This window comes from Sphingobium yanoikuyae (assembly GCF_013001025.1).
GTDB classification, from domain to species: domain Bacteria; phylum Pseudomonadota; class Alphaproteobacteria; order Sphingomonadales; family Sphingomonadaceae; genus Sphingobium; species Sphingobium yanoikuyae_A.
Window position 1 is genome coordinate 3,237,856 of sequence record NZ_CP053021.1, and the last position, 24,928, is coordinate 3,262,783.

Sequence of the window (24,928 nt, forward strand, 5' to 3'; positions counted from 1 at the left end):
CGCCGGCTCTATTATGCGCGGCGCGCGCGGTCAATTCTTCGCTTCAGGCGGAATCACGGGAAAGGGCAGTTGCGCGACATTGATACCTTCCTCGGCCAGCGCCTTGGCCTCGGCCGGGGCGACCTCGCCATGGATGCTGCCCTTGTCCTGCTCGCCATAATGCATGGCGCGCGCCTGCTCGGCAAAGCCGCGCCCGACCCAGGTGGAGCCTTCCAGCACCTTCTTCTGTGCGTCCGCCAGCGCCTCGACCAGCGCGCGCATCTTCGCCTCGTCCGGCCCGGCCGCGACCGGCGCCGTCTCCGCTTCGGCCGTCGGCTGCTGCTGCGGCGCGATCTCGCGCCGCTGGTTGCCCTTGGCCGCAACCGCCGGCGCCATCAGCGCCTTGCCGACACGCGTGTCGCCGCACAGCGGACAGGCGAGCAGGCCCCGTTCCTTCTGGTCCGCAAAGTCTGCGCTGGAGCCGAACCAGGCCTCGAACACATGGCCCTGGCCCTCGCACTTAAGGTCGAAAACGATCACCTGATCTCAACATCCTGCGGTATCACGCGCCGATTGGCGATGGCGGGCACCCGCCCGCGCACCGCCTCTACGCGGCTGAGGTCGAGATCGGCAAGGGCCAGCCCCGTCGCCTCGCCCATGTCCAGCAGCACATCGCCCCATGGATCGACCACCAGGCTATGGCCATAGGTGGTGCGCCCGTCCTGATGCGCGCCCGCCTGCGCGGCGGCGATCAGGAAACAGCCCGCCTCGATCGCGCGGGCGCGCAGCAGCACATGCCAGTGCGCCTGGCCCGTGGGCACGGTGAAGGCCGCCGGTGCCAGCAGCACTGTCGCCCCGGCATTGGTCAGCGCCCGGTAGAGATCGGGAAAGCGCATGTCGTAGCAGATGGAAAAGCCCATCCGTGCCCAGGGCGTATCGACCGCCACCACGCTTTCCCCCGGTCCATAGACCGAGGATTCGCGCCAGCTTTCGCCCGATGCCAGATCGACGTCGAACAGATGGATCTTGTCGTAGCGCGCCCGTATCTCGCCGCGATCGTCGATCATGAAGCTGCGATTGGCCCAGCGCCCGTCGCTGCGCGCATCTTTCAGCGGCAGCGATCCGATATGGATCCACAGCCCCTCGCGCGCTGCCGCCTCGCGCACCGCGGCCAGCACGATATCGTCCGCCTCGCCGCGCAGCGTTTCCGCCGCGCGCTTGCGATCCCGGTCCAGATAGCCCGCCATTTCCGGGGTGAAGAGCATGTCCGCCCCCTCGCCCTTGGCGCGCTTCGCCGCCTCCTCAATCGCGGCGGCATTGGCGGCCGGGTCGATCCCGGTCGTCATCTGAAAGATCGCGGCGCGCATCGGGCGTTACAGACCCAGCAACGGGTCGAGCTTGCCCTCGCGGTTCAGCGCGGCGAGATCGTCGCTGCCGCCGATATGCTGGCCGTCGATGAAGATTTGCGGCACGGTGGTGCGTCCGGGCGCCCGCTCCAGCATTTCCTCGCGCCTGGGGCCGCCCAGCGAGATATCATATTCCTCGAAGGCAACACCCTTGCCCTCCAGCAGTGCCTTGGCCCGCGCGCAATAGCCGCACCAGTCCTTGGTATAGATTTCGACCTTTGCCATTATCTCGGTAAAACTCCTTTGCCCCGAAATTGGGGGGAATGCGCGCTTTGTCAATCGTCGCCAGTTCTGGACCCGGTTCTGGGCAGGGCCCGCGCCCAGCACAGCAGATGCACCTCGCGCGCGCCGCCGGCCTTCAGCAGCTTGGCGCAGGCCGCCGCCGTCGCCCCGCTGGTATGGACATCGTCGACCAGCCATATCACCCGTCCCGCCAGCCCATGGTCCGGCCCCAGTGCAAAGGCGCCGCGCACCGCCTGCGCCCGCTGTTTCGGATTCATCCCCCGCAGCGGCTGCGTCCGCTTCACCCGACGCAAGCCATGCTTGTCCACCGCCAGCCCGGTCAGCCGCCCCAGATGATCGGCGATCAGCGCCGCCTGGTTGAAGCCGCGCCCCCACAGCCGCCAGCGATGCAGCGGCACCGGCACGATCAGCGCGTCCTCCATCTCCGGCCGCACATGGCGCAGCATCTGCCCCGCCACCAGCCGGGCCAGGCCGATCCGCCGCCCATATTTCAACCGCAGCGCCACCGTCCGCGCGACATCGCCATAGGCCAGCACCGCCCGCGCGCTGTCGAAGGGCGGCGGATTGGCCAGGCAGGCGCCACAGGCCGCGCCCTCGCCCATCTCATGCTCGAACGGCAGGCCACAACGCGCGCAGCAGGGCGGCCCCAGAAACCGCATCCCGCTCCAGCAATCCAGGCAGAAACCATGATCCGCGCCGACGATCGCGCCGCATCCGGGGCAGCGGGGCGGAAGGGCATAATCCATGACCGGACGCATCACGGTCTTGAGAAGCGGGACCAGCGACATCATCTGCCTTGTCCCCGCTTCGTCCCCGATGCACAAGGCCCGCCATGACTGCCCCCGAAACCCGCCCCGACATTTTCGACCGCGCCCTGCGCGCCCGTCACCGCGACCGGATGCTCGGCGCCTTTGCCGATCACGACTTCCTCCACCGCGCGATGCTGGACGAACTGCTCGAACGGCTGGCCGATGTGCAGCGCGACCTGCCCGAGGTGCTGCTGATCGGCTGCCCGGACGGCAGCGCGAAGGCTGCGCTCGAAGCCATGGGCAAGCGCGTCGCCTGCGCCGATCCCGGCTTTCTCGCCGCGCAGCGGGCCGGCGGCGTGCAGGCGGACGAGGATGCCCTGCCCTTTGCCGACAATAGTTTCGACCTGGTCATCGCCTGCGGCACGCTCGACAGCGTCAATGATCTGCCCGGCGCGCTGATCCTGATGCGCCGCGTGCTGCGGCCCGACGGGCTGATGCTCGCCGCCTTTGCCGGCGCAGGCAGCCTGCCGCGCCTCAAGTCCGCCCTGCTCGCGGCCGAAGGCGACCGCCCCGGTCAGCATGTCCATCCCCAGGTCGATGTCCGCTCGGCCGGCGATCTCTTGAGCCGCGCTGGCTTCGCCATGCCGGTCGCCGATGGAGAGACGCTCAATATCCGCTATGGCGACATCGTCCGGCTGATGCACGACCTGCGCGGCATGGGCGCGGGCAATGCGCTCGCCACCCGCCCGCCGGCCCTGTCGCGCGATGTGCTGATGCGCGCCGCCGCCCATTTCGCCAACGCCGCCGATCCGGACGGCCGCACCGCCGAACAGATGGCGCTGATCTACCTCTCCGGCTGGAAGCCCGACGCCAGCCAGGCCGCCCCCGCCCGCCGCGGCAGCGCCACCGTCTCGCTGGCCGCCGCGCTCAAGGGCAAGGACTGATCCTCAGGCCGCGACACTCAGGAAGCGGGATCGCTTGCCCCGGTTATAGTCGCGGTAGAAGGCCATGAACTCGTCCGCCGGCAGCGCCTTGGCATAATACCAGCCCTGCGCGAACTGGACGCCGGCCTTGCGGACATAGGCATCCTGTTCGCGCGTCTCTACCCCTTCGGCGATCAGGTTCAGCTTCAGCGCACGTCCCATCCCGATGATATGGGGCGTGACCACGCTGGCCGCCGCATCCCGGCCGATCGCATCGATGAAGCATTTGTCGATCTTGAGCGCGTCGAGCGGCAATGTCTCCAGCAGCGACAGGCTGGAATAGCCGGTGCCGAAATCGTCGATCGCCATCAGATGCCCGGCATCGCGCGCGCGGGCGATGGTCGCGCGGGCCGTGTCCGGGTTGATCAGGCTGCGCTCGGTCACCTCCAGCCAGATCTGGCCCGGCGCGATGCCGGCCTTGGCTATCTCGCGCTCCAGCACGTCCAGGAAGCGGCCGCTTTCCAGGTCGCGCGCGGAGATGTTGATCGCCACATGCACCTGCTGCTCCGCCAGCAGCATGGCGTGCAGGTCCGCCACCACCTGCTCGATCACATGGTCGGTAATGTCCAGGATCAGCCCGCTCTGCTCGGCCAGCGGGATGAACAGGTCGGGCGCTATCCACCGGCCATCGGGCCGCCGCCACCGCACCAGCGCCTCGGCGCCCACGCAATAGCCGGTCGAAAGCTCGATCAGCGGCTGATAATGAACCTGGAACTCGCGCTTGCGGATGGCCAGCTTCAGTTCCTTTTCGGGCGACAGGCGCTGGCGTGACACCCACAGGATCAACAGCATCAGGATCGCGGACGCCACCAGCCCGATCGGCAACAGCAGGCGCATCTCGCTGCCCAGCTTCGCATCGATGGCGCTGCGGTCGGCAATGGCAAAGGCGGTCAGGTCGCCGCGCTGCACCGACGCATAGATGTCCGTCTCGTCCATCCCGGTCATCGCCTGCCGGCTCAATTGTCCCACCAGCCCGTCATTGGCCCGCCCGGTAATGGCGATCAGCGTCCCCTGCCGCGTCGCGATGCCCAGGATCATGTGGCTGTCGGACAATACATCGACCAGCCGCTGCGGCAGGATCAGCACATTATGGTCACGATAGCCCAGCACCATCACCTCGCGGGCATGGCTGATGCGCGGCTTCACATGCAGATGAAGCGCATAACCGCCCGCCAGCGTCGCCGAAGGCGTCCCGCGCCCGATGACGACATCCGCCGGCACCTTGCCCCAACCGGTGCAGGCCAGCCGATCGCCATCATAATGGCCCACCTCCTCCACCGCCCCGCTGTCGATCGCCAACTGGCGCATCCGCTCGATATGACCGACGGAACAATCGCCCTTGCCGACCTGCGCCAGCACATCCTTGGCGTCGGTCAGCACCTGCTCGGCGCGCAGCAGCGTCCAGTTGGCATATTCCTGCATATGCGCGCGTTCAGCGGCGATCGCCCGCTCGCGCGAAAAATGGACGGTCAGTGCCAGTGGAATGACGATCGCCAATATCGCCAATATCAGGGCCAGAAAGATAATGATCCGTCGCCGCAAGTCCGGCCCCCATCTTCATTCGCCATCGGAGCAGCAAAACCTGCGCCCTCAGCAGAGCAAAGACGAGTATTTATTTTGTTAACGGCCTGTCCTTGCGCGCGAAAGCGCAACGCCCTGTCGCCCTGATGCTCAGCGCAGGCTCAGATAGAGGGTAATGGTCACCAGCGAGGCGATGGTGGAGACCAGCACCACCCGCGCGGTAATACCCGCTTCCCGGCCATAGAATTCGGCAACCATGAACGGGCCGGTGCCGGTCGGCAGCGCCGCCATCAGCACCGCCGTCGCCGCCAGCGCCGGCGGCAGGCGAAAAATCAGCGCCAGCGCCCCGGTCAGCAATGGCTGCGCCAGCAGCTTCATGCCGACCAGAAACCCCACCGCCCCGGCCGGCGGCGGCGCGCCTTCCCGCTTCTCGGCGATGAACAGGCCCAGCGCGACCAGCGCACAGGGCGACGCCGCACCGCCCAGCAGCGACAGAAACTTGTCCAGCGGCGCCGGCAGCGGAATGGCAAAGGCCAGGAACAGCCCACCGACCAGCGGCGCGACCAGCAGCGGATTGGTCGCCAGCGACCGGCCCACCTTGGCCATCATATGCCCCGGCCGTCGCTCGCTCTGCACGCCGATCTCGATCAGGATCAGCGCCACGGCAAACAGCACACAGACGGTAATGATCGTCGCCACCAGGGTCGGCGCCAGCGATGCCGGCCCCAATATCGTCGCCGCCAGCGGAAAGCCGATGAAACCGGTATTGGCATAGCCCGCGTTCAGTCCATCGACCGTCGCATCCGCCAGATGCCGTCCCCCGCGTCGCCGCAGCAACAGCGTCGCGGCAAAGCTCAGCCCTGCGCCGATGCCGAAGACGGCGATGAAGCCGGGCTGCCAGATGTCGCTCCACCGCGCCTTGGCAACGATGTCGAACAGCAGCGCCGGCAGCGCCAGCCACACCACGAAGCGATTGATCTCGCCGGTCGCATGCGGCCCCAGCACGCCACTTCTGCGGGCGATCCATCCCGCCCCGATCAGCGCGAAGATGGGCAGGACGATCAGCAGCACGGACAACATCGGACGGACTTTCGGGGCAGCGGAAACAGCGCTCGCCTACGCCGCCGGATCGATGCATACCAATGCCATTACATGGAATGATTGATACTGTTTCCGTATGATCGATATTCGCCAGCTCCGCTATTTCGTCGCCGTCGCCGAAACGCTGCATTTTGGCCGCGCGGCCGAACGGCTGCACGTCACCCAGCCGCCGCTCAGTCGTCAGGTCGCCGCGCTGGAACAGGAACTGGGCGTCCGCCTGATCGAGCGCCATTCGCGCCGCGCCGTGCTGACTCCCGCCGGTGCCCGATTCCTGGAGGATGCGCGACAGATCATCGCCGCGCTCGACCGCGCCTGTCGCGATGCCCGCGCCTGGCAGGCGGGGGATCTGGGCGAACTGACGATCGGCTTCATGATGCATGCCGCCTATAGCAGCGTGCCCCTGCTCACTCGCCGCTTTGCCACCGCCCATCCCGACGTGACGCTGCACCTGCGCGAAACGCTGCCGATGATGCTTGCCGACGGCGTGATGGAGGGGCGCTTCGACGCCGCCATCGGCTTCGACCCCGGCCCCCGGCGCGGCCTCGTCACCAGCCCGCTCTATCGCGAGCCGCTCGCCGCCGTCGTCCCGTCGGACCATCATCTCGCCAGTGCCAGCGCCCTCACCCCCGACCAGTTGGCCGGCGAACGCTTCATCCTCTCGCCCGCGGATGTGACGCCCACGCTGCGCCGCGCAATCCTGGGCTGGCTGGCCGCGCCACCCGCCATATTGCTCGAAACCCAGTTGCAGCAGACGATCGTCAGCCTGGTCGGCGAAGGGCTGGGCGTCGCGATCGTGCCGGAATCGCTGCGGCGCCTCGCCATGACCAGCGTGCGCTTCGTGCCGCTGATCGACGCGCCGATGGTCGAGCAACTGTTGATGGTCCGCCCCGACGCCCGCAATCCGGCGCTCACCCATCTGCGCGCGATCGCCGACAGCCTCCAGCCCGCATGAAACGGCCCGCTGTCCTACAGCGCGCCGAACTGCCATGATCGCGCCCGGCTCTTTCTCAAGTCAGGCAAGCAGGACGACGCAAGGAAATTTCCAACCATCGACATAAAATGTCGAAATGTGCGGGAAATATGCGAAGTTAAGCGGCGATTTTCCTATTTTCCGCCGCCCCTTTCAGGCCACCTCGGTCAGGCTGACAGCGCTTCCGCCCGTGCGTCCAGCACCACCCGGTTCCGCCCCTCGCGCTTGGCGCGATAGAGCGCGGCATCGGCCGCCTTGATCAGTGTCGAGCCGTCGCGCTCCATGCTCTCTTCCCAGGTAGCGACGCCGAAGGACATGGTCGTCGACCCCAGCGTGCGCCCACCCTGGTTGACCATCAGCTCGCTGATCGCCTGGCGGACGATCTCCACCCGGTCGGCCAGCACCACGGCCGACGTGCCCGGCGCGATGATGGTGAACTCCTCGCCGCCAAAGCGGCAGACGACATCGCCGTCGCGGAAGCGGCTGCGCATTTCCGTCGCGACCGCCTGCAACACCGCGTCGCCCGCCTCATGGCCGAACTCGTCATTGAAGCGCTTGAAATGGTCGACGTCGCACATCACCAGGCTCAGCGGGCTGCCGGTGCGCGTCGCCCGCGCAATCTCCAGCGCCAGCGTCTCTTCCATGTAGCGGCGGTTGAACAGGCTGGTCAGCGGATCGCGGATCGTCTGTTCGCGCAGGCCGCGCTGCAGGCGATGGTTGACCAGGGCCGACGCGATATTCTCGGTCAGCACGGTCAGGCGGAACCGGTTTTCGGCCCCCACCACGCCGCGCAGATACAGCACGCCGATCACCTCGCCGCCCGCCAGCAACGGCTCGCAATGATAATGGTCCGCCTCGGCCCCGACATGGGCACAGACGATGTCCGACCCCTGCTCGGTCACATAATGGCTCTGTCCGCGCCGCAGCGCCCAGCACTGGTCGGGCGCAAAGCCCGCCTGCTCCACCTCCAGCCCGCCCCAGGCCGCGATTGGCACCAGCAGGTTGCGGGAATTATTATGGGCATAGAGGGCACCGGGAATATCGGGCAGCACGCGCGGCACGAACACCCGGATGATCGAGGCCAGTTCCTCGTCGGTGCGGGCCGCCTGCATCCGGTGGGCCATGCCGCCCAGCAGCTCGATCACCTCGCCCCGTTCGCGCAGCACCTGCGCATTGGCGCTCAGTTCCTGGTTGGCGATCTTCAGCCGCCCCTCGCTGTCCACCTGGTCGGCAACCGCCGCCTCCAGTTCGCGCGCCATTTCATTATAGCCGCCGGCCAGCCGCTCGAACTCGCTCGACCGCATCTCGACATCGATGCGCGCGCTGCGGTCGCCCGCGCCCAGCTTGCCCATCACCGTCATCATAGCCTCGACCGGACGGCGGATGCCGCGGATCAGCGCCACGCCCATGATGACGATGATCGCCACCGTCAGCGGCGTGCCCAGCAGCACCAGCCAGCGAATATAGTTGAGCCGCCGTTCCACCGCGCCCATGCGCTCGACCGACAGCGCGCGCTCCTCGGCCAGCAGATCGCCGACCCGCGCTTCGACCATCAGCATCAGATAGCGGCCGCGTCCGGTCGCGGTCGATGCCTGCGCCCCGGCAAAGTCGCCCGCGCGGGTCATGGCCGCCGATTTCTCCAGGCTCGCGGCCCGTTCCGTCACCAGCGCGCGCACCTGCCGCGCCCGTTCATTCTGCGGCGGATTGTCGGCGGTCAGATTGACCAGCGCGGCGGCATCATGCTTGGCGGCGGCGATCTCTGCGGCGACGGTCTCGCCAAATTCGGGATTGCGGGTCAGCACATAGCCGCGCTGTCCCGACTCCGCTTCCTGCAAATGGCCCAGCGTCCGGTTCGCGGTCTTGAGCACCTGCGAGGAATGGGTCACCCAGCCCAGGCTGCCGCGCATCTGCGCCGACCCGTCGAGCAACAGCCCGGCGAGCAGCACCATAACCACGCACAATATGCCGCACAGCACCACAATCCGATGGGACAATGATCCGACCAACTGACACTCCCTGGGTCCGCAAGCCCATCGCCTTTGGTCAATCGCTTCGCCGATGCAACATGAATCATTGTTTTTTAGGGAGAATTGCGACCGATCGAAGACTCCTGCCTCAGCCTGTCCCTTGTAGCACAGCCACGCTGCCAACCGTTGGCGGATCGATCACATCCCGTCCCGTCCATGCCTCGCCTTCCCGCACATAGTCGACATGGCTGGCCCGGCGAAACGCGTTGCCGTCCCAGACGATCACCTGCAGCTCGATCGCATTGTTGCGCCGGACATGCAGCCAGTTGAAGCTTTGCGGCTCGGCATTGCGCAGCCGGGTCGATGTCGCCGTCCCCGCCTGGATCACCAGCGCGCCGCCGCTATGCGCCACCATTTTCTGCGCGGCCTCCGCATAGGTGCGGTGGAAATGCCCGGCCAGCGCAACATGCACCCCCGCCTCGCACGCCGCCTGCACCGCATCCTCATGCCGCCCCACCGCCTCGCTCAATTCTCCGCCCCGGCCGATCGGCATGGCGAACAGCGGATGATGGGTCACCAGGATGCGGGTCTTGGCCTGCGCGACCTGCGCGAAACTCTCGCGCAGCCGGTCCATCTGGTCATGGTTGATCCGCCCGTCCTTGATCGTCAGCGACCGGGCGGTGTTGAGGCCCAGTATCGCGACCTCGTCATCCTCGTAAAAGGGGCAGAGGTCGCGGCCGATATAGCGTTTGTAGCGCGCCAGCGGCCGGGCGAAGCGTCGCACCACGTCGAACAGCGGCACGTCATGATTGCCGGGGATCACCAGGATCTTCAGCCCCGCCGCGCGCAGGCGACCCAGCCAAGCTGCCGCCGCCCGGAACTGCTCCACCCGCGCCCGCTGGGTCAGGTCGCCGCTGATGACGACCAGATCGGGCCGGCGCTCCTCCAGCCAGGCGGTGGCGGCGTCGACGATGCGCGGATCATGCGCGCCGAAATGAATGTCGGACAGATGGGCGATACGGGCCATGCCTCCCCAACGAATCCATCGCTATTCGTTTCCGATGGACCCGAAATCGCCGCACGGTGTTATTGCGGCATGGAAACGAAAACGCTCCCCCGGCAGGCGATCCTCGTCGTCAACGCCCATAGCCGACGCGGCCAGGACAATTTCAATCAGGCAAGGGAAAAGCTCGAAGCCGCCGGCGTCGAGCTGATCGCCGCCCATGCGGTCGACGATCCCGAACAGATGGCAGCCACCGTCCGCCAGGCGGTGGAGAGCGGCGCGCCGATGGTCATCGTCGGCGGCGGTGATGGCTCCATGTCGGGCACGGTCGACGAACTGGTCGGCAAGGATTGCGTGTTCGGCGTGCTGCCGCTCGGCACCGCCAACAGCTTCGCCCGCACATTGGGCCTGCCGCTCGACCTTGACGGCACGGTCCGCGCCATCGCCACCGGCCAGCGCCGCCGCGTGGATCTGGGCATGATCGATCGCGACTATTTCGTGAACGCCGCCTCCTTGGGCCTGTCGCCGATGATCGGCCAGACCGTGCCGCACAAGCTCAAACGCTATCTCGGCCGCATCGGCTATCTGCTCTGGGCTGTCAAATGCTCGGTCGGCTTCCGCGCCTTCCGCCTGACGATCGACGATGGCGTGAAGGAACGGCGCCTGTGGTCGACCGAAGTGCGCATCCTCAACGGCCCCTATCATGGCGGGGTCGAACTGTCGGACCATGCCGCCGTCGATACCGGCGAGATCGTGATCCAGGCCGTCGTCGGCCGCTCCAAGCCGCGCCTCGCCTGGGACTGGTATGCCAAATTCTTCAAGCTGCGCGACCGCAATGCCCATACCGAGGAATTTCACGGCCGCCAGTTCAAGCTCGCCTGCCACCCGCCGCAAAAGATATCGATCGACGGCGAAGTTCTGGCAAAAACCCCGGTCACGGTAAAGATCGCCCCCGGCGCCGTCGAAGTGGCGGTGCCGCAGGACTAAGCGGCAAGGACAAGTCTAGATTTTCGGGAAGCGACCATAAAAGCCGCCCTCACCATCATCGTCATTCTGAACTTGTTTCAGGGTTCATTCCTCCCATAAGACCAATAGTTTGTTGGGCCGGATGGATGCTGAAACAAGTTCAGCATGACGTTGGTGGGATGGCCGCAAACCAACCATCCCGACCATTCAGCGAGGCGCCGGATGCCCCCGCAGCTCGGCCGATCTCAGGCGGCCAGGCGCAGGAAGGGCACCGGTTCGGTCGAGCGCAGCAGGATCGGCTTGCCTTCCGACGCGCGGAAGATTTCGCCGTCCAGGATCACGCTGCTCTGCGCACCCTCGATGCGGATCGTGTCGCCCTGCTCCAGATGGATGCCCTGCATCTGCTGCTTGCCCATCCGGCGGAAGACGCTGGCCCAGACCAGGCGCAGCAGCGCCGACACGCTCTGGTCGACCGCCATCAGCTTCATGTTGCCACGGCGGCTGTCACCCGGATCGACGCCCAGCAGCAGCCGCTCCAGCGTGGTCACGATCAGGACCGAAAAGCGCCCCGCCAACTGCCCCTCGCGCATCAGCGAGATGCTGACCGGGTGGCTCGATTGTGGCAGGAATCGGGCACGAATACCGAAAACCAGCGACGCCAGCACGGCGAGCGCGGTCAGGAAATGGCTGAATCCGTTGGACAGGCCCAGCGGATAGATCTTGTCCCGGCAATAGAGAATATAGTCGGCCAGGCCCGCACCGCCCAGGAACATGCCCAGCACCGGACGGGTCGTCTGCCCGTCGGTCAGCGCGATCAGTTCGCGCTGCACGACATGGTCGCCCAGCCCCGACTTGGCGATCTCGACGATCCGCTCCAGCGCCTTGATCGGGTCTCCATGGATGCCCAGGTCCAGCGCAATCAGGTTGGTCTTGCCATTGGGCAGCACCGCGATCGGGGGCACCCGACCGCAGAAATGCTCGCCCTGATACAGTTCGGTCAGCGCCGCCTGCACCGTCCCGTCGCCGCCATTGATGACGATGACAGCCGGATCGACCCGCGCAATCGTCTGCAGCGCGCGGCCGATCTGGTCGACATGCTCGACCTCATAATGGAAGATGTCCGGGTTGTTGGCACAATAGCTGCGCACGCGCGGCAAGGTCTGCCGGTTGCCTGTGGACTTGGGATTGGACAGGAGCGCGACGCGAACCATGACGACCTTACATATATTTGAGGTTGATGGTGATCCGGGTCACGCCCGGTCCAGCATAGAAGGCGGCCTTGTCGACCGACGGCTTGCCCAGATTGAAGATGTTGATCGACGGATTGTTCGAAAAACCGCCGCCATCCCGCGAAATGTCGGTCTTGCCATTGCCGTCCCGGTCATGCCGCACGGCGATGCCATATTTGCCCGGCTCCGGGATCGGCATGCAGAATCGCATGCCGCCTTCGGACGGGCGGACCACGGTGTCGATCCGGTTCAGCCATTCGCCCTTGGTCAGCCAGCTCGCCTTGGTGGCGTGATAGGACTGCATGCGCACGCGGCCGGTCGCCTCGGCAAAGCCGCGCACATCGACCAGCACCGCCGGCCCCTTGGCCGACGCGGCGCAACGGGACAGATCGTTCGTGATTTCCTGACCATGGGCCAAGGCAGGCGTTGCGGCCAACAGAACCGCCACCGGCATCAGACCCATTGCAACTTTCAACATGACCATCAGACTCCTGGAAGCTATAGCCGCCCGATGTGATCGGACGGCGAGCCCCTGTTCGCCCCGCGACTCTTTTATTAGCTGACTCGCATATGGGCGGGGTTTGCGGCCAAAACATGGTGATGGGACGACGACATAGAGAAATGCTGACTGCCATCGACCGATATCTCGCCCGCCTGATCGCGCTGCCATTGCTTGGCACCCTGGTGATCGCCGCGATGCTGCTGGTGCTCGACAAGATGTTGAGCCTGTTCGATTTTGTCGCGGCCGAGGGCGGCCCCGTCAGCGTCGTGTGGCGCATGCTCGCCAACATGCTGCCCGAATATCTCTCGCTCGGCATTCCGATCGGGCTGATGCTCGGCATCCTGCTCGCCTTCCGCAAGCTTGCCACCTCGTCCGAACTCGACGTGATGCGCGCCGTCGGCCTCTCCTATGGCCGGCTGCTGCGCGTCCCCTACATGTTCGCCTTCGCCCTCGCCCTGCTCAACCTCGGCATTGTCGGCTGGGTCCAGCCCTTGTCCCGCCACGCCTATGAGGCGCTGCGCTTCGAACTGCGCTCGGGCGCGCTGGGCGCGTCGATCAAGGTCGGCGAGTTCACCAGCCTGGGCAAGCGCATGACCCTGCGGATCGAACGCAGCCTGGACGAAGGACGCAACCTGCGCGGCATCTTCGTCCGCGCCGTCGGCAAGGATGGCCAGTCGGTCGCGGTCACGGCGGCCCAGGGCGCCTTCCTCGCCACCGACGATCCCGACACCATCATCTTCCGCCTGCGCGACGGCGTGCTGGTGAACGATGCACCCAAATACAAGACACCGCGCATCCTCTCCTTCTCCAGCCACGATCTGCCGATCGACCTGCCGCAGATCGAGAATTTCCGCGGCCGCGACGTCGACCGGGAAAAGACCCTGCCCGAACTCTTCTCGATGGGGCGTGATCCCGCCACGCCGACCAAGCTGCGCAACGAGGTCCGCTCCAACTTCCATTTCCGCATGGTCGAAGTGGTGATGATGATGCTGCTGCCGATGGCCGCGCTCGCCTTCGCGATCCCGCCCAAGCGCTCGACCTCGGCGCTCGGCGTGTTCCTCTCGATCGTCTTCATCGTCACCTATCACAAGATCAACCAATATGGCGAAAGCATCGGCTCGCTGGGCAAGATCGACCCGATCATCGCGCTATGGGGGCCGTTCCTGCTGGCATCCGGGCTGATCTTCTGGATGTATCATGTCATCGCCCACCGCCCCGGCGGACAGCCGATCGCGGCGCTGGAATATGCCTTCGCCAAGCTCGGCAAGCAGATCGGCCGCCTGCTGCGCTTCGTGACGCGGCGTGGCGAGCCGGCGCAAGGAGCAGCCTGACCCCATGCAGTTCGATTTCTTCCCCTCGCGCCAGGTCAGCTGGTACATGGTGCGGCTGTTCCTGACCCGCACCCTTGCCGTGCTGGCCATGCTGGTGGTCGTGCTCCAGATGCTCGACCTGCTCGGCAATTCGGGCGACATCCTCGCCTATCCGGGCAATGGCGATGCACAGCTCTGGCATTATGTCGGCCTGCGCGCACCCCAGATCGTCGCCCGCTTCCTGCCCTTCTCGGTGCTGCTCGGCACCCTCATCATGCTGGCGACGCTCAACCAGAATAGCGAAATCATCGCGATGAAGGCGGCGGGCCTCTCCGCCCAGCAGATCCTCGCCCCGCTGATCGCCGCCGCACTCGGCGTCTCGGTCCTCAGCTACGCCTTCAACGAACGGATCGTCGCCCGCTCGACCGCGATGCTCAGCGCCTGGCAGGCGGTCGACTTCGGCCCGGTGCCCGCGGACAGCGGCATCAAGACCAATCCCTGGGTGCGTGACGGCAATAATCTCGTCACCGCGGCGATCGTCGCGGGCCATGGCCAGGACGTGCAGTTGCGCAAGGTCGAGATCTTCAACCGCATCAACAACAGCCTCACCACCATCATTACCGCGCCCAAGGGCCATTATGACGCCGCCAGCAAGAGCTGGGTGCTGGAAGGCGCGCGCCAGTTCGACGTCGCCCGCGGCACGCTCCAGAATGTCGGCACCGTGCGCTTCGGCAGCGACATCCGTCCCGACCAGTTCACCTTGGCCAAGGTCGATCCCGACGCCCTGACCTTCAGCGAGTTGCAGGCCGCGATCGGCGACCTGCACGATGCCGGGCGGCCGACCGCCGAACTGGAAGGCAGCCTGTGGCACAAGCTGTCCGGGCCGCTCTCGGCCGTGCTGATGCCGATCCTGGGCTCCGTCGCCGCCTTCGGCCTCGCCCGCTCGGGCCAGCTCTTCCTACGCGCGGTGATGGGCATGGCACTGGGCTTCGCCTATTTCGTCGCCGACAATTTCTCGCTCGCCATGGGCAATCTGGGCGCCTACCCCCCCATTCTCGCCGCCTGGGCGCCCTTCCTCCTCTTCCTGCTGCTCGGCGAGACGGTGCTGTTCAGAACCGAGGAATAAGCGTGGTTAAAGGCTGGCAAATCCCGTCATGCCAGCGAAGGCTGGCATCTCAGGCATGCGCACGCCACGTCAACCGGTAGCGAGATGCCCGCCCTCCCTCTGCCGCCGCCAGAGCCCCCAGCCTTCGCTGGGGCGAAGAAGTTGGGGTGGCTTACGGCCATCCCACCAACGTCATGCTGAACTTGTTTCAGCATCCATCAAGCCTAACAAACCATTGGTCTATTGGGAGGAATGGACCCTGAAACAAGTTCAGGGTGACGATGATGGGATGGGCGGTTCTTGGTGGCGTCCCACCATCCCCGGTGCGCAGCTTGCCCGCTCGGACATTCCCTGATCTGGAAGCCACGTCCGATCACTCCTTTGCCGGTTGGATCACGACCACCTGATCGCAGCAAAAGCGTCGCTCCACGGTCGCTGCGCAACTCCGTCCTCCCCGTCCGCCCACAAAAAAGGCCGGCGTTTCCACCGGCCTTCTTTCCAGTCCCGATCCACCGCGGTCAGCGCGCGTGCATCGTGCTCCGGGCGATCTTGGCGACCAGCGGGAACATGCCGGTATAATTGCCCTGGCGATAGGGCGAGTCGATGTCGAGCGTCGCCATCAGCTGCCGATGCGCGGCCGCCAGATTATGATAGGGCACGCTCGGCAGCAGGTGGTGCAACGCATGATAGCGCAGGCCGACCGGTGCCCACAATTCGGGCAGCGTGCCAGGCGGCGGCACATTGACCGAATCCAGATATTGCGCCGTCACGGTCATCGCCTCGCCCTCATTCTCCCACAGATGGGCGACCAGGGTGCGCAACTGGTTGATGACGGTCATCGCCGAATGGATCGCCATATAGACCAGTAAGGGCTTCCAGCCGAAGGCGAACACGCTGCCGACCAGCGCCAGCGCGAACAGGCAGGCGCCCGCTTCCTGCCAATGCCACATGCGGGCAAACTCGCCCTCGGGCGCACGGCGGCGATAGGCGGGATTGATCGACAGCGCCGAAAACTCCGCCACCACCTTGCGCCGCAGCGGCGGGATGAGGAGGCTGAGCGGCGTCAGCACGCCAAAGCGCAGGATCAGGCCGATCGGCGCCAGCGCGGCCACCACGATGAACAGGGGCAGCGACCAGGGCTTCATCAGCGCCAGCGGCAGATATTCGGGGTCTTCCGCCGTGCCATAGCGGGTGCGGGCATGATGCTGGGTATGCACGCCTTCATAGAGGAAGGACGGGATCATCAGCGGAATGCCGACCAGCAGGTTCCAGCCGAAGCGGAAGCCGGGCAGCGCGCCCTTGCGGATATGGGTCAGCTCATGGATGAAGCTGGCCGCGCGATAGAGCGCCATCATCGACAACAGGGCACAGCCGATCGCGATCGCCACATTCTGGGCCAGAATCGCGCCGGCCAACGCGCCATAGCCGATCAGCGCCGACGCCAGCATGTCCGGCCAGTAGATGGCCGGGTTCGCGGTCGACAGGGTGCGCGTCAGATCCGCGGCAGCGCGCAGCATCTTCGTATCGTCGGGTATAGCCGACCGCGTGCGCGACGCGGCGGCCAAAATGGGATCATGCACAGTCATGCTGCCTTCCCTACACTCCAAATGCGCTGCAATCGTGGCAGCAACGTGACATATTCACCCCGGTTGGGGGTGTGGGCCGGTACAGATGCGCAAGACGCGCATTTCCAGACCGACTCTTAGCGCCCCGACCCCGGCCCGAGATTGACATTCCGCAAACAAGCGCCGAACTGCTCGACACATTTCTTCAAGGGCCTGCGCCGTGGCATCAACCGATCTCCTCATCACCCCCGTTTCCTCCAAGGCCGATCTCAAGGCCTTTGTCGACCTGCCCTGGCGGCTCTACGCCAATGATCCCAATTGGGTGCCGCCGCTCAAGTCCGAAGTCTACGGCCTGCTGACGCCGGGCAAGAATCCCTTCTTCGACCATGCCGAGGCCCAATATTTCCTCGCCCGGCGCGGAAACAAGGTGGTCGGCCGCATTTCCGCGCATTTCGACAAGCTGGCGCTGGCCCAGCCGGTCGAACAGGGCATGGGTCCGGGCACCGGCAATTTCGGCCTGTTCGAGGCGGAAGATGCCGAAACCGGCGCCGCCTTGATCGCCGCGGCCGAAGGCTGGCTCAAGGCCAAGGGCATGACCCGCGTGCTCGGCCCGATCTCGCTGTCGATCTGGGAAGAACCCGGCCTGCTGATCCAGGGTCATGATCATCCGCCGACGGTGATGATGGGCCATAACAGCGCCGCCTATCAGCCGATGGTCGAAGGCGCCGGCTATCAGCCGGTCAAGCAGCTCAAGACCTATGAGCTGGACATCACCAAGAATTTCCCGCCGCTGATCGAGCGCATCGTCGCCTCGGGCGAAAAGAGCGCGCGCATCACCATCCGCAAGGTCGACAAGTCGAAATTCGATCAGGAAGCCGCGATCATCCTGGGCATCCTCAACGATGCCTGGGGCAAGAATTGGGGCTTCGTGCCGATCACCGACGCCGAAGTCGCCTTCACCGGCAAGAAGCTCAAGCCGCTGGTGTTCGAGGATCTGATCATGATCGCGGAGCTGGAAGGCGAACCGGTCGCCTTCATGATGACCCTGCCCGACCTCAACGAGGCGTTGAAGCCGCTTAACGGCTCACTCTTCCCGTTCGGCTGGATCAAGCTGCTGCGCTGGCTGCGCAAGCCGCAGGTCCGCACCATGCGCGTGCCGCTGATGGGCGTGGTCCAGCGGCTGCAATCGACCCGCATGGCCAGCCAGCTCGCCTTCATGATGATCGAATATATCCGCCGCAACGCCCTGGCCCATTACAGCGCGACGCGCGGCGAGATCGGCTGGGTGCTGGACGATAATCAGGGCATGAACGCGATCGCCGACGCCATCGAATCCAGGGTCAACAAGATCTATCAGGTCTACGAAAAGACGCTGTAAGGCGGCGGGCGCACTTCAGCGCCCGCACCCATCCGCCTGCAAGGCTATCATTGCCCGCGCCATCGCCATGCCCAGCCGGCGCTGGGCATCGGTCACCAGATGCAGTTCGTCCGCCTGCCGCACAAGGCCGCCGGTCGGCACCATATAGGCGCAGCGCAGAGCGATGTCGCGCTGCGCTGCCTGCACCATCGCCCACCCCGGATAGCGCGCGACATGCTCCGACGCCGCCGGCCGATCGGCGATCTGCGCAAAGAGGAACGGCAGGTCTGCGCGTCCCAGATCCCGCCGGAAATGCCCGACCAGATCGGCCAGCGCAGCGCCATAGCCCGTTGCCGCCGTCCCATTCTCCGTGTCGCTCTCGCCCTGATACCAGAGGATGCCGGCCAGCCGTCCCCGGACCGATCGTACCCGCGCCAGACAGGAGCCATAGAGCGTCGTCCGATCCCCGCCGGGTCGCCAGCGCGCGATCGCGCTGCCGCCCTTGGCGCAGGGGATCAGGAGGATCGGCCGCCGCTGCCGCGCGATCAGCGCGCGGGCAAAGAACAGGCCCGGTCCGACCGCCGCCAGCCGGTCCGCCGACACCATGTCCTGCTGCCCCTGCGCACTGTCGATCGGCTCCATCGCCGGTCGCACGATGCCGTCATTGCCCAGCATCGTCACGCCCGGCACCGGCGCCCTTTCCGCCTCGGTCAGTTCCGCCATCGCGCCCCGCCCCGACATGTTGGACTGGCCGGCCAGCACATAGATGTCGGGCAAGGGCGCCGCGCCGCCGGCCGAGCCAGCCGCGCCGATCAGCGCGGTCAGGCCCAGTCCGGCAACCCGCCAGCTCAATAGCTGTAGCTCAGGCGGATGCCGCCATAACGATGGAAATCACGCGGCACATAGCCCTGGATCGCCGTCGTCCCGTAGCGGTTAGACACATCGTTGATCAGATAGCGATAATGCTGGTCGAACAGATTGTTGATGAAGCCCATCACCTGCCAGGACTTGTCGGCGCTGCGCAGGCCTAGCGCGATGTTCACCATCGCATATTCCGGCTGGATGGTGCGCGGATTCTGGTCCAGCGGCACGACCTTGCTCTGCCAGGTGACGGCCCCCTGCGCGACCAGTTCCAGTGGCCCCTGCCCCAGCGGCTGGGCATAATCGATATTGCCAGCCAGCTTCCACTTGGGCGAGATCAGCATCGCCTTGCCGCTCAGATCCTGGCGCGGCGGCGTGCCGACGCATCCCTGCGCCGCGGTCTGGTTCACATAGCAGGTCGCGCCGGCAAATTCCTTGAACTTGGCGTCCAGATAGGTCAGCGACCCATTGATCGTCAGCCCGGCCACCGGGCGGATGCTGGTTTCCATTTCCAGGCCCCGGATGCGCACCTTGCCGACATTGGTCAGGCGGAAATTCTGTGTCCCGTCGGCCAGATTTTCCACCGCCTGGGTCTGGAAATCGCGGAAGTTGGAATTGAAGACGGTGACGTTCAGCGTCACCTTGCGATCCAGCAACTGCGATCGGAAGCCAAGCTCCAGGCTGTCGGATTTTTCCGGGTTCACCGGGCCGGCGTCGGCGCGCGCCTGGTTGAAGCCCGACGAGATGTCATAGGCCTGCCCCTTATGCCCGGTCGCATATGTGAGATAGAGGTTCATGTCGCGCGCGACATCCTGCTTGATGCCCAGCTTGTAGGTGCCGAAACTGTCGCTGCTGCGCCCCGCATAGACCCGGCTGGCCGCCAGATCGGTGAACACATAATCGATCTTTTCCCGGCTGTAGCGGCCACCGGCGATCAGCGTCGTGCCGGGCAGCGGATCATATTCCAGCTGGCCAAAGCCCGCGATCAGGTCGCTGCCATTGGTCGCATCCCAATTGGCGTTGGAAAAGAGCGGTCCGCGATAGAAGTCGCGGCCGATGTCGACATTGCTGTAATAGGCGCCCAGCGTATAGCGGAACCGGTCCTTGCCGGGCGAAATCAGCCGCAGTTCCTGGCTGAACTGCTCGCTGTCGAAATGGCCATATTGAAAATTCTGGAAGCTGCTGATCGCGGAATCGTCGCTGTCGAACCAGTCATGCGACTTGTAGCGGTCATGCGCAGTGATCGACATGATCGTCGGCCCGCCCGTATCATAGCTCAGCCGCAGCGACTGGGCGAAGTCATTATAGGTGTTGCCGGTCGGGAAATCGATCGACACGTCCGTATTGTCCTTGTCGACCGTGATGCCCGGCGCGAACACATCCTGTGTGAAGGCGGGGTTGCCGCGCAGGATCGCATTGTCGCCCAGTTCGATGAAGGGCCGCGTCGCTGTCGTCCGCCCATCGGCATAATCGATCGCCAGATCAGCCTGCAACTCGGCCGTCGGATTCCAGCGCAGCTTGTTGCGGGTGGAGAAATAGCGGCGCCCGTTCAACGTCTTGCCATCGGCCAGGTTGCGCGAATTGCCCTTGAAATCATCATAGTTGACGCTGGTGCGGAAACCCAGCGTGTCGGTCAGCGGCCCGGAAAGAACCGCGCCGATCTGCTGCTCGTCATCGGTGGTGATCATGCCGCGCACCGACGCGGTCAGCGTCTTCGTCGGCGCCTTGGACACGATATTGATGAGGCCCGCCGAGGCCGACTTGCCATACAGCGTCGTCTGCGGCCCGCGCAGCACCTCGATCCGCTCGATATCGGAAAGATCGGTAAAGGCGCGCGACTGGAAGGCCAGCGCCACATCGTCCAGGATGACCGCGACGCTCGGCTCGACGCCGGGACTGAAGGCCAGGGTGCCGACACCGCGGATCGCGACATTGGCGCTCGCCGGATTTTCCGCCGGCCGGATGCTCAGCGACGGCGACACGCGGCTCAGATCGTTGAAATCCTGCACCGCATTGGCCTGCAACTGGGCCTCGCCCAGCACCTGCACCGACAAGGGCACATCCTGCACATTCTGTTCGCGCTTCTGCGCCGTCACGATGATGTCGCCGGCGGACATATCCTGCGCCTGCGCATGGGCCATGCCCGCCAGCGCCCCCGATGCGACGCCAACCAGCAGGCTCGCCATCACGACTGCCATTTTCGACTGCCCCTTCATCAACCTCTCCCGATCCTGTGTTCCAAAGCTGCCACCAGGAGCCATCGGCCGATGCGCCGGTTTGCCCGACTGCACCGACATCAAAGCCCACATTGCGGGACTTCACTCCAGATTTCGAAAAGGCTGTAACTGACAGATCAGGCCAGCGCAACATATTGGTCAAACCAATATTGATGAACACGGCACTTGTCAGACAAATTGGCCTGACAGATCGATTGTCATGGCGAATGGCTGCGCTCCGGTGGAAGCAGGCCGCCGTGAATCAGCATCGGCGCGATCGACGGTCCGCAGACAGTCGATCGCGCCGATCGCGCATTTTCAAAATCGGGTCAGGCGGCGGCCGGGGTCGCCTCGGCCGGCTTCAGATGGCGTGCCAGGAAATCGAGGCAACTGCGCACCTTGGCGCTGTCCCCCTGCGCCGGCAGATAGAGGGCGACGATCGGCGATTCCGGCAGCGCGACAGCGGGCAGCACCGTCTGCAACCGCCCCTCTTCCAGATCGTCCGACACCGCCCATAGCGACTTGATGACGATACCGGCGCCATTGAGCGCCCACATCCGCGCCATTTCGCCATCATTGGTGCTCAGCACCCGGCTCGCCCGATTGTCCCGCCCCATGTCCATGTCGATCGCGCGCCACATATCCTGCCCGCCGCCAATGACGATCCGGTCATGGCTGGCCAGATCCTCGATCGTGCGCGGCACGCCGCGTCGGCTGAGATATTCGGGCGAGGCGCAGAGCATGCGCGGATTGTCGGCCAGTCGCTTCATGATCAGGCCGCTGTCGGGCGGCGGATCGAAACAGATGGCGATGTCATGGCCGGTCTCGACAATATTGGCCGCCTGCCCCGCCGCCTCCAGATGCACCGCCACTTCCGGGTGCAGCGTCGCATAATGCTGGAACAATGGCGCCAGCCGACTGCGGCCCGAGTGCAGCGTCGTCACCACGCGCAATGCCCCGACCGGCTCGGTGGCGTTGCGCATCACCACATTTTCCGCCTGGTCGATGTCGGACAGCGCCTGCCCCGCCTTCTCGTAGAAGATCTGGCCTTCCTGGGTCAGCGTCATGTGCCGGCTGTTGCGGCGCACCAGCATCACCCCCAGCCGCGACTCCAGTTGCGACAGGCGGCGACTGGTCGCGGCAAGCGACAGGTCCAGTCGTTTGGCCGCTTCGGACAGGCTGCCCGATTCGGCAATTTTCACGAAGGACAGGATTTCAGCATAGCGATCGGCCATGCGCAAAAAGCTATGCGCGTTACGCTGCATTGCAATAGGCGCAAGGTTGCAGTTCCGTGTGAAAACATTGCCACGTCTCCCAAACGGCACGGAAATGCGACGGAATTTTGCTGGCGTTACCGCTATCGCAAGGCTGGCTTGCATGGTGTGGACCACGTTGACCGTCGCTTGTGCGTCGCATCATTTTTCGAACAAAGGCCGCCCGTCGGCTCCATTTCGGAAAGGACCGCCATGATCCGCACGCTCGCCGCAACGCGCGCCGCGCCCACGCCCAAGACCAACCAGCGTCTTGCCTGGAACGATATCGAGGCGCTGCCCACCTATGCTGCCATGGCGCTCTGCTTCGCCTGCGCCTGGCTGGCGATCAGCGACAGCACCCCCACCATCTATGCGACCATCCTGAAGGCGGTCGGCATCATCGGCGGCATGGCGCTGCGCCATGCCTGGCTGAAACTGGATGAAGCCGACGGCACGGACATCGCCTGACCCCGTAGAGAACCGCTCCCCCTATGATCGTCGGACGTGCCCCACGTATCCGCCAGAGTTTCCAGACCGCGTGGCGCGCGCTGATCGCGCTGTTCTTCTGGGATCTGGCGGTCACCATCTTCTACTTCATCTCGCCCTTCAAGGCGCCGGCCCTGCCGCTGACCATCTTCGGCACCGCCCTCGCCCTGGTACTCGGCTTCCGCGTCAACTCCGCCTATCAGCGCTGGTGGGAAGGCCGCATCCTGTGGGGTGCGATGGTCAATGTCTCGCGCAGTTGGGCACGCGCGGTGATGAACTTCATCCCCGACCGGGTCGAAACGGCGGACCTGCGTCAGACCCTGGTCGAACGCCATATCGCCTATGTCCAAGCCCTGCGCTGCCAGCTCCGCCGGATCGATCCGGCGCCCGACGTGCGCCGCGTGCTCGCCGGCCCGGAGATTCCGGAGGAAGTTCCGGAACTGGGCCGCCGCAATCCCGCCAACGGCCTGCTCGACGGGTCGGGTCGCCGGGTCGAACAGGCCCGCGCGGATGGCTGGATCGACAGCATCCAGCAGACCCAGATCGAACGGCTGCTGGTCGACATGTCGAACGCGCAGGGCGGCATGGAGCGGATCAAGAACACGCCGCTGCCCGCCCAGTATCGCAGCTTCCCCAAATTCTTCACCCGGCTCTTCTGCATCCTGCTGCCGATCGGCCTGGTCGAAACGTTGGGCATCGCCACCCCGGTGGGATCAGCGGCCGCGGGCTTCATGTATCTCGCCGTGCTGCAGATCGGCGACGATCTGGTCGATCCGTTCGGCAACGACGTCCACGACCTGCCGCTCGACAGCATCACCACCACGATCGAAGCGGACATGTGCGACACCCTCGGCCGCGAAGGGCCTCCGCCGGTCCAGCCGGTCGACGGCGTGCTCTGGTAAAGCCAAAGATCGCCCGCCAAACCGGCCGTCATCCCGCATTCGATGCGGAATCCATTCAGCGCGCCCTCGTGGCGCACAATGGATCCCGAATCCTCCGACGAGTCCAGGAGAGCCTTTCGCCAGGATGACGCTGATAGGGATCAACGTGTTTCGACCAGCAGCGGACATTCCTCCCCGGTACGGGGAGGTGGCAGCGCGAAGCGCTGACGGAGGGGCAGGTGCCTCTTAGCGCTGCGCTATCCGGCCTGTGCCCCTCCACCACTCGCTACGCGAGCGGTCCCCCTCCCCGTGACGGGGAGGAATGTGTTGTTCACACCCATCCCGGCCCTTCGGCAAGCGTCGAATCTGTCCACGCCAGCCTAGCCCCGCTTCCCCTTACCCTCGATCAGCACCGCCTGCTGCCAGCGGCTTGGCGCCTTGTCGGTGCGGTGGATGCAGCCGGCCCAGCAGCAGGGCCGCTTCTTGCCCTCCTGCAATTCCTCGACAGTGCGCGCAATGCGCCGCGCGCGGGTCGCGGCCTGCTTGGCATCTTCGACCCAGCAGATGAACTCGTTGCGGCCAAGCGGCGTCAGCCCCTGCCACAGCGCGAAGATGCCGGCATCGGCCCGGATCGCCGCCTGCATGTCGTCGGCCGCCTCATGCACTATGCCCTGAAGGAAATCGTCCGCCATCCAGCCTCTCCGATCATTGCGATGCGCAGGCTAGGCGGAAAAGGCCGGCTCCGCCAGCGCCAGACCATGCGCCCGGATCGCGCCGGGCCAGCCTTCCGCCGCTAGGTCGAACGCCGCCCTGTCCCTGGCATAGAGCGCGCGGATCGCCGCTTCATAGCCGGGCCGGTCGCCCGCCATCGCGGTCAGGAAATGATAGGCCGCATCCATCGCCGCGCGGGGCGACGGCTTGTCCGCACTCGCCTTCACTGCGTCCTCCACCAGCTGGCGCAACGTGGCGGAGGCGCCGCGCGGCTGCGCCGCCAGCCAGTCCCAATGGCGCGGCAGCAGGGTGATCTCGCGCGCCTGCACCCCCATCTTGGGTCGCCCCCGCCCCCGCGGCGGCGCATCGACCTGCAGGTCGATATCCACCTGCCGTCCGGTGCTATCGTCGAACAGCAGGATATTCTGCGCGTCGTCCCCCATGGCACGCAGCGCCGCGCGCACCTCATCCTCGTCGCCGGTCGCGATCCAATAGTCGCCCGAAAAGGCCGTCAATGTGCGGTCCATGCCGAATCTCCTTCGACACGGGATTTATTACCCGGAT

Annotated in this window: 24 protein-coding genes; 8 read left to right on the plus strand and 16 right to left on the minus strand. The window is 65.5% G+C overall.

Going from position 1 to position 24,928, the window contains the following annotated elements; all coding sequences use genetic code 11:
• Positions 1-30: 30 nt before the first annotated feature.
• Genes HH800_RS15775 through HH800_RS15790 form a run of 4 tightly spaced genes read right to left on the minus strand, consistent with a single transcriptional unit; the run spans position 31 to position 2,419 of the window.
• Positions 31-519: a DUF1178 family protein gene (locus HH800_RS15775; RefSeq protein WP_169861637.1), complete on the minus strand. Its 489-nt coding sequence runs from the start codon at positions 517-519 to the stop codon at positions 31-33.
• Positions 516-1,346 (minus strand): carbon-nitrogen hydrolase family protein, encoded by an 831-nt coding sequence (locus HH800_RS15780; RefSeq protein ID WP_169861638.1) that lies wholly within the window; start codon positions 1,344-1,346, stop codon positions 516-518. Before HH800_RS15780 ends, HH800_RS15775 begins: the two co-directional genes overlap by 4 nt.
• A 6-nt stretch (positions 1,347-1,352) precedes the next feature.
• Positions 1,353-1,610 carry a glutaredoxin 3 gene (grxC, locus tag HH800_RS15785; RefSeq protein WP_017500202.1) on the minus strand — a complete coding sequence of 86 codons (258 nt, stop codon included), beginning with the start codon at positions 1,608-1,610 and terminating at the stop codon, positions 1,353-1,355.
• 50 nt (positions 1,611-1,660) lie between these two features.
• Complete coding sequence (locus tag HH800_RS15790) at positions 1,661-2,419, minus strand: ComF family protein (RefSeq protein ID WP_169861639.1); 759 nt, start codon at positions 2,417-2,419, stop codon at positions 1,661-1,663.
• A 41-nt stretch (positions 2,420-2,460) separates the two neighbouring features.
• On the opposite strand from HH800_RS15790, the gene HH800_RS15795 reads away from it, so the two are divergent.
• A complete protein-coding gene (locus tag HH800_RS15795; protein WP_169861640.1) occupies positions 2,461-3,321 on the plus strand; it encodes a class I SAM-dependent methyltransferase in 861 nt (286 codons plus the stop codon).
• A gap of 3 nt (positions 3,322-3,324) precedes the next feature.
• Here the strand turns inward: HH800_RS15795 and HH800_RS15800 are convergent, their stop codons facing one another.
• Together HH800_RS15800 and HH800_RS15805 are read right to left on the minus strand one after the other, a co-directional pair.
• The gene (locus tag HH800_RS15800; protein WP_169861641.1) at positions 3,325-4,902 is read right to left on the minus strand and encodes an EAL domain-containing protein; all 1,578 of its coding nucleotides are present in this window, start codon (positions 4,900-4,902) and stop codon (positions 3,325-3,327) included.
• Positions 4,903-5,031: 129 nt separating this feature from the next.
• Positions 5,032-5,961, minus strand: a complete 930-nt coding sequence (locus HH800_RS15805) for an AEC family transporter (protein ID WP_169861642.1) — start codon at positions 5,959-5,961, stop codon at positions 5,032-5,034.
• A gap of 97 nt (positions 5,962-6,058) precedes the next feature.
• On the opposite strand from HH800_RS15805, the gene HH800_RS15810 reads away from it, so the two are divergent.
• Positions 6,059-6,934, plus strand: coding sequence for a LysR family transcriptional regulator (locus HH800_RS15810; protein ID WP_169861643.1), 876 nt, complete (start codon positions 6,059-6,061; stop codon positions 6,932-6,934).
• Between the two features lie 185 nt (positions 6,935-7,119).
• Here the strand turns inward: HH800_RS15810 and HH800_RS15815 are convergent, their stop codons facing one another.
• Complete coding sequence (locus HH800_RS15815) at positions 7,120-8,901, minus strand: diguanylate cyclase (RefSeq protein ID WP_169863347.1); 1,782 nt, start codon at positions 8,899-8,901, stop codon at positions 7,120-7,122.
• Positions 8,902-9,067: 166 nt separating this feature from the next.
• A complete protein-coding gene (locus HH800_RS15820) occupies positions 9,068-9,946 on the minus strand; it encodes a metallophosphoesterase family protein (protein WP_169861644.1) in 879 nt (292 codons plus the stop codon).
• Between the two features lie 69 nt (positions 9,947-10,015).
• Between HH800_RS15820 and HH800_RS15825 the strand changes: the two genes are divergently transcribed.
• Positions 10,016-10,909, plus strand: coding sequence for a diacylglycerol/lipid kinase family protein (locus tag HH800_RS15825; RefSeq protein ID WP_169861645.1), 894 nt, complete (start codon positions 10,016-10,018; stop codon positions 10,907-10,909).
• 224 nt (positions 10,910-11,133) lie between these two features.
• Here the strand turns inward: HH800_RS15825 and HH800_RS15830 are convergent, their stop codons facing one another.
• Together HH800_RS15830 and HH800_RS15835 are read right to left on the minus strand one after the other, a co-directional pair.
• Positions 11,134-12,099: an acylglycerol kinase family protein gene (locus tag HH800_RS15830; protein ID WP_004211028.1), complete on the minus strand. Its 966-nt coding sequence runs from the start codon at positions 12,097-12,099 to the stop codon at positions 11,134-11,136.
• A gap of 7 nt (positions 12,100-12,106) precedes the next feature.
• Entirely contained in the window at positions 12,107-12,601 is a 495-nt protein-coding gene (locus HH800_RS15835) for a DUF2141 domain-containing protein (RefSeq protein ID WP_010337967.1), read from the minus strand.
• Between the two features lie 137 nt (positions 12,602-12,738).
• Here HH800_RS15835 and lptF point away from each other — a divergent pair, with 137 nt between their 5' ends.
• The gene (gene lptF, locus HH800_RS15840; RefSeq protein WP_004211025.1) at positions 12,739-13,950 is read left to right on the plus strand and encodes an LPS export ABC transporter permease LptF; all 1,212 of its coding nucleotides are present in this window, start codon (positions 12,739-12,741) and stop codon (positions 13,948-13,950) included.
• Positions 13,951-13,954: 4 nt separating this feature from the next.
• Entirely contained in the window at positions 13,955-15,055 is a 1,101-nt protein-coding gene (gene lptG, locus HH800_RS15845) for an LPS export ABC transporter permease LptG (RefSeq protein WP_004211023.1), read from the plus strand.
• 497 nt (positions 15,056-15,552) lie between these two features.
• Here lptG and HH800_RS15850 read toward each other — a convergent pair whose 3' ends face one another.
• Positions 15,553-16,620, minus strand: coding sequence for a fatty acid desaturase family protein (locus HH800_RS15850; protein ID WP_169861646.1), 1,068 nt, complete (start codon positions 16,618-16,620; stop codon positions 15,553-15,555).
• Positions 16,621-16,819: 199 nt separating this feature from the next.
• Between HH800_RS15850 and HH800_RS15855 the strand changes: the two genes are divergently transcribed.
• Positions 16,820-17,977, plus strand: coding sequence for a hypothetical protein (locus HH800_RS15855; protein WP_004211020.1), 1,158 nt, complete (start codon positions 16,820-16,822; stop codon positions 17,975-17,977).
• A gap of 15 nt (positions 17,978-17,992) precedes the next feature.
• Here the strand turns inward: HH800_RS15855 and HH800_RS15860 are convergent, their stop codons facing one another.
• From HH800_RS15860 to HH800_RS15870, 3 genes are all read right to left on the minus strand, one after another.
• A complete protein-coding gene (locus HH800_RS15860; protein ID WP_169861647.1) occupies positions 17,993-18,808 on the minus strand; it encodes a sialate O-acetylesterase in 816 nt (271 codons plus the stop codon).
• Positions 18,805-21,015 (minus strand): TonB-dependent receptor, encoded by a 2,211-nt coding sequence (locus tag HH800_RS15865; RefSeq protein ID WP_235681898.1) that lies wholly within the window; start codon positions 21,013-21,015, stop codon positions 18,805-18,807. Before HH800_RS15865 ends, HH800_RS15860 begins: the two co-directional genes overlap by 4 nt.
• A gap of 347 nt (positions 21,016-21,362) precedes the next feature.
• A complete protein-coding gene (locus HH800_RS15870; RefSeq protein ID WP_037492074.1) occupies positions 21,363-22,268 on the minus strand; it encodes a LysR family transcriptional regulator in 906 nt (301 codons plus the stop codon).
• Between the two features lie 231 nt (positions 22,269-22,499).
• Between HH800_RS15870 and HH800_RS15875 the strand changes: the two genes are divergently transcribed.
• Both HH800_RS15875 and HH800_RS15880 read left to right on the plus strand, forming a co-directional pair.
• Positions 22,500-22,754 carry a hypothetical protein gene (locus HH800_RS15875; protein WP_169861649.1) on the plus strand — a complete coding sequence of 85 codons (255 nt, stop codon included), beginning with the start codon at positions 22,500-22,502 and terminating at the stop codon, positions 22,752-22,754.
• A 23-nt stretch (positions 22,755-22,777) separates the two neighbouring features.
• Positions 22,778-23,674 carry a bestrophin family protein gene (locus HH800_RS15880; protein WP_169861650.1) on the plus strand — a complete coding sequence of 299 codons (897 nt, stop codon included), beginning with the start codon at positions 22,778-22,780 and terminating at the stop codon, positions 23,672-23,674.
• 359 nt (positions 23,675-24,033) lie between these two features.
• Here the strand turns inward: HH800_RS15880 and HH800_RS15885 are convergent, their stop codons facing one another.
• Together HH800_RS15885 and HH800_RS15890 are read right to left on the minus strand one after the other, a co-directional pair.
• Entirely contained in the window at positions 24,034-24,345 is a 312-nt protein-coding gene (locus HH800_RS15885; RefSeq protein ID WP_099232611.1) for a YdeI/OmpD-associated family protein, read from the minus strand.
• Positions 24,346-24,375: 30 nt separating this feature from the next.
• Entirely contained in the window at positions 24,376-24,891 is a 516-nt protein-coding gene (locus HH800_RS15890; RefSeq protein WP_169861651.1) for a DUF2239 family protein, read from the minus strand.
• Positions 24,892-24,928: the final 37 nt, after the last annotated feature.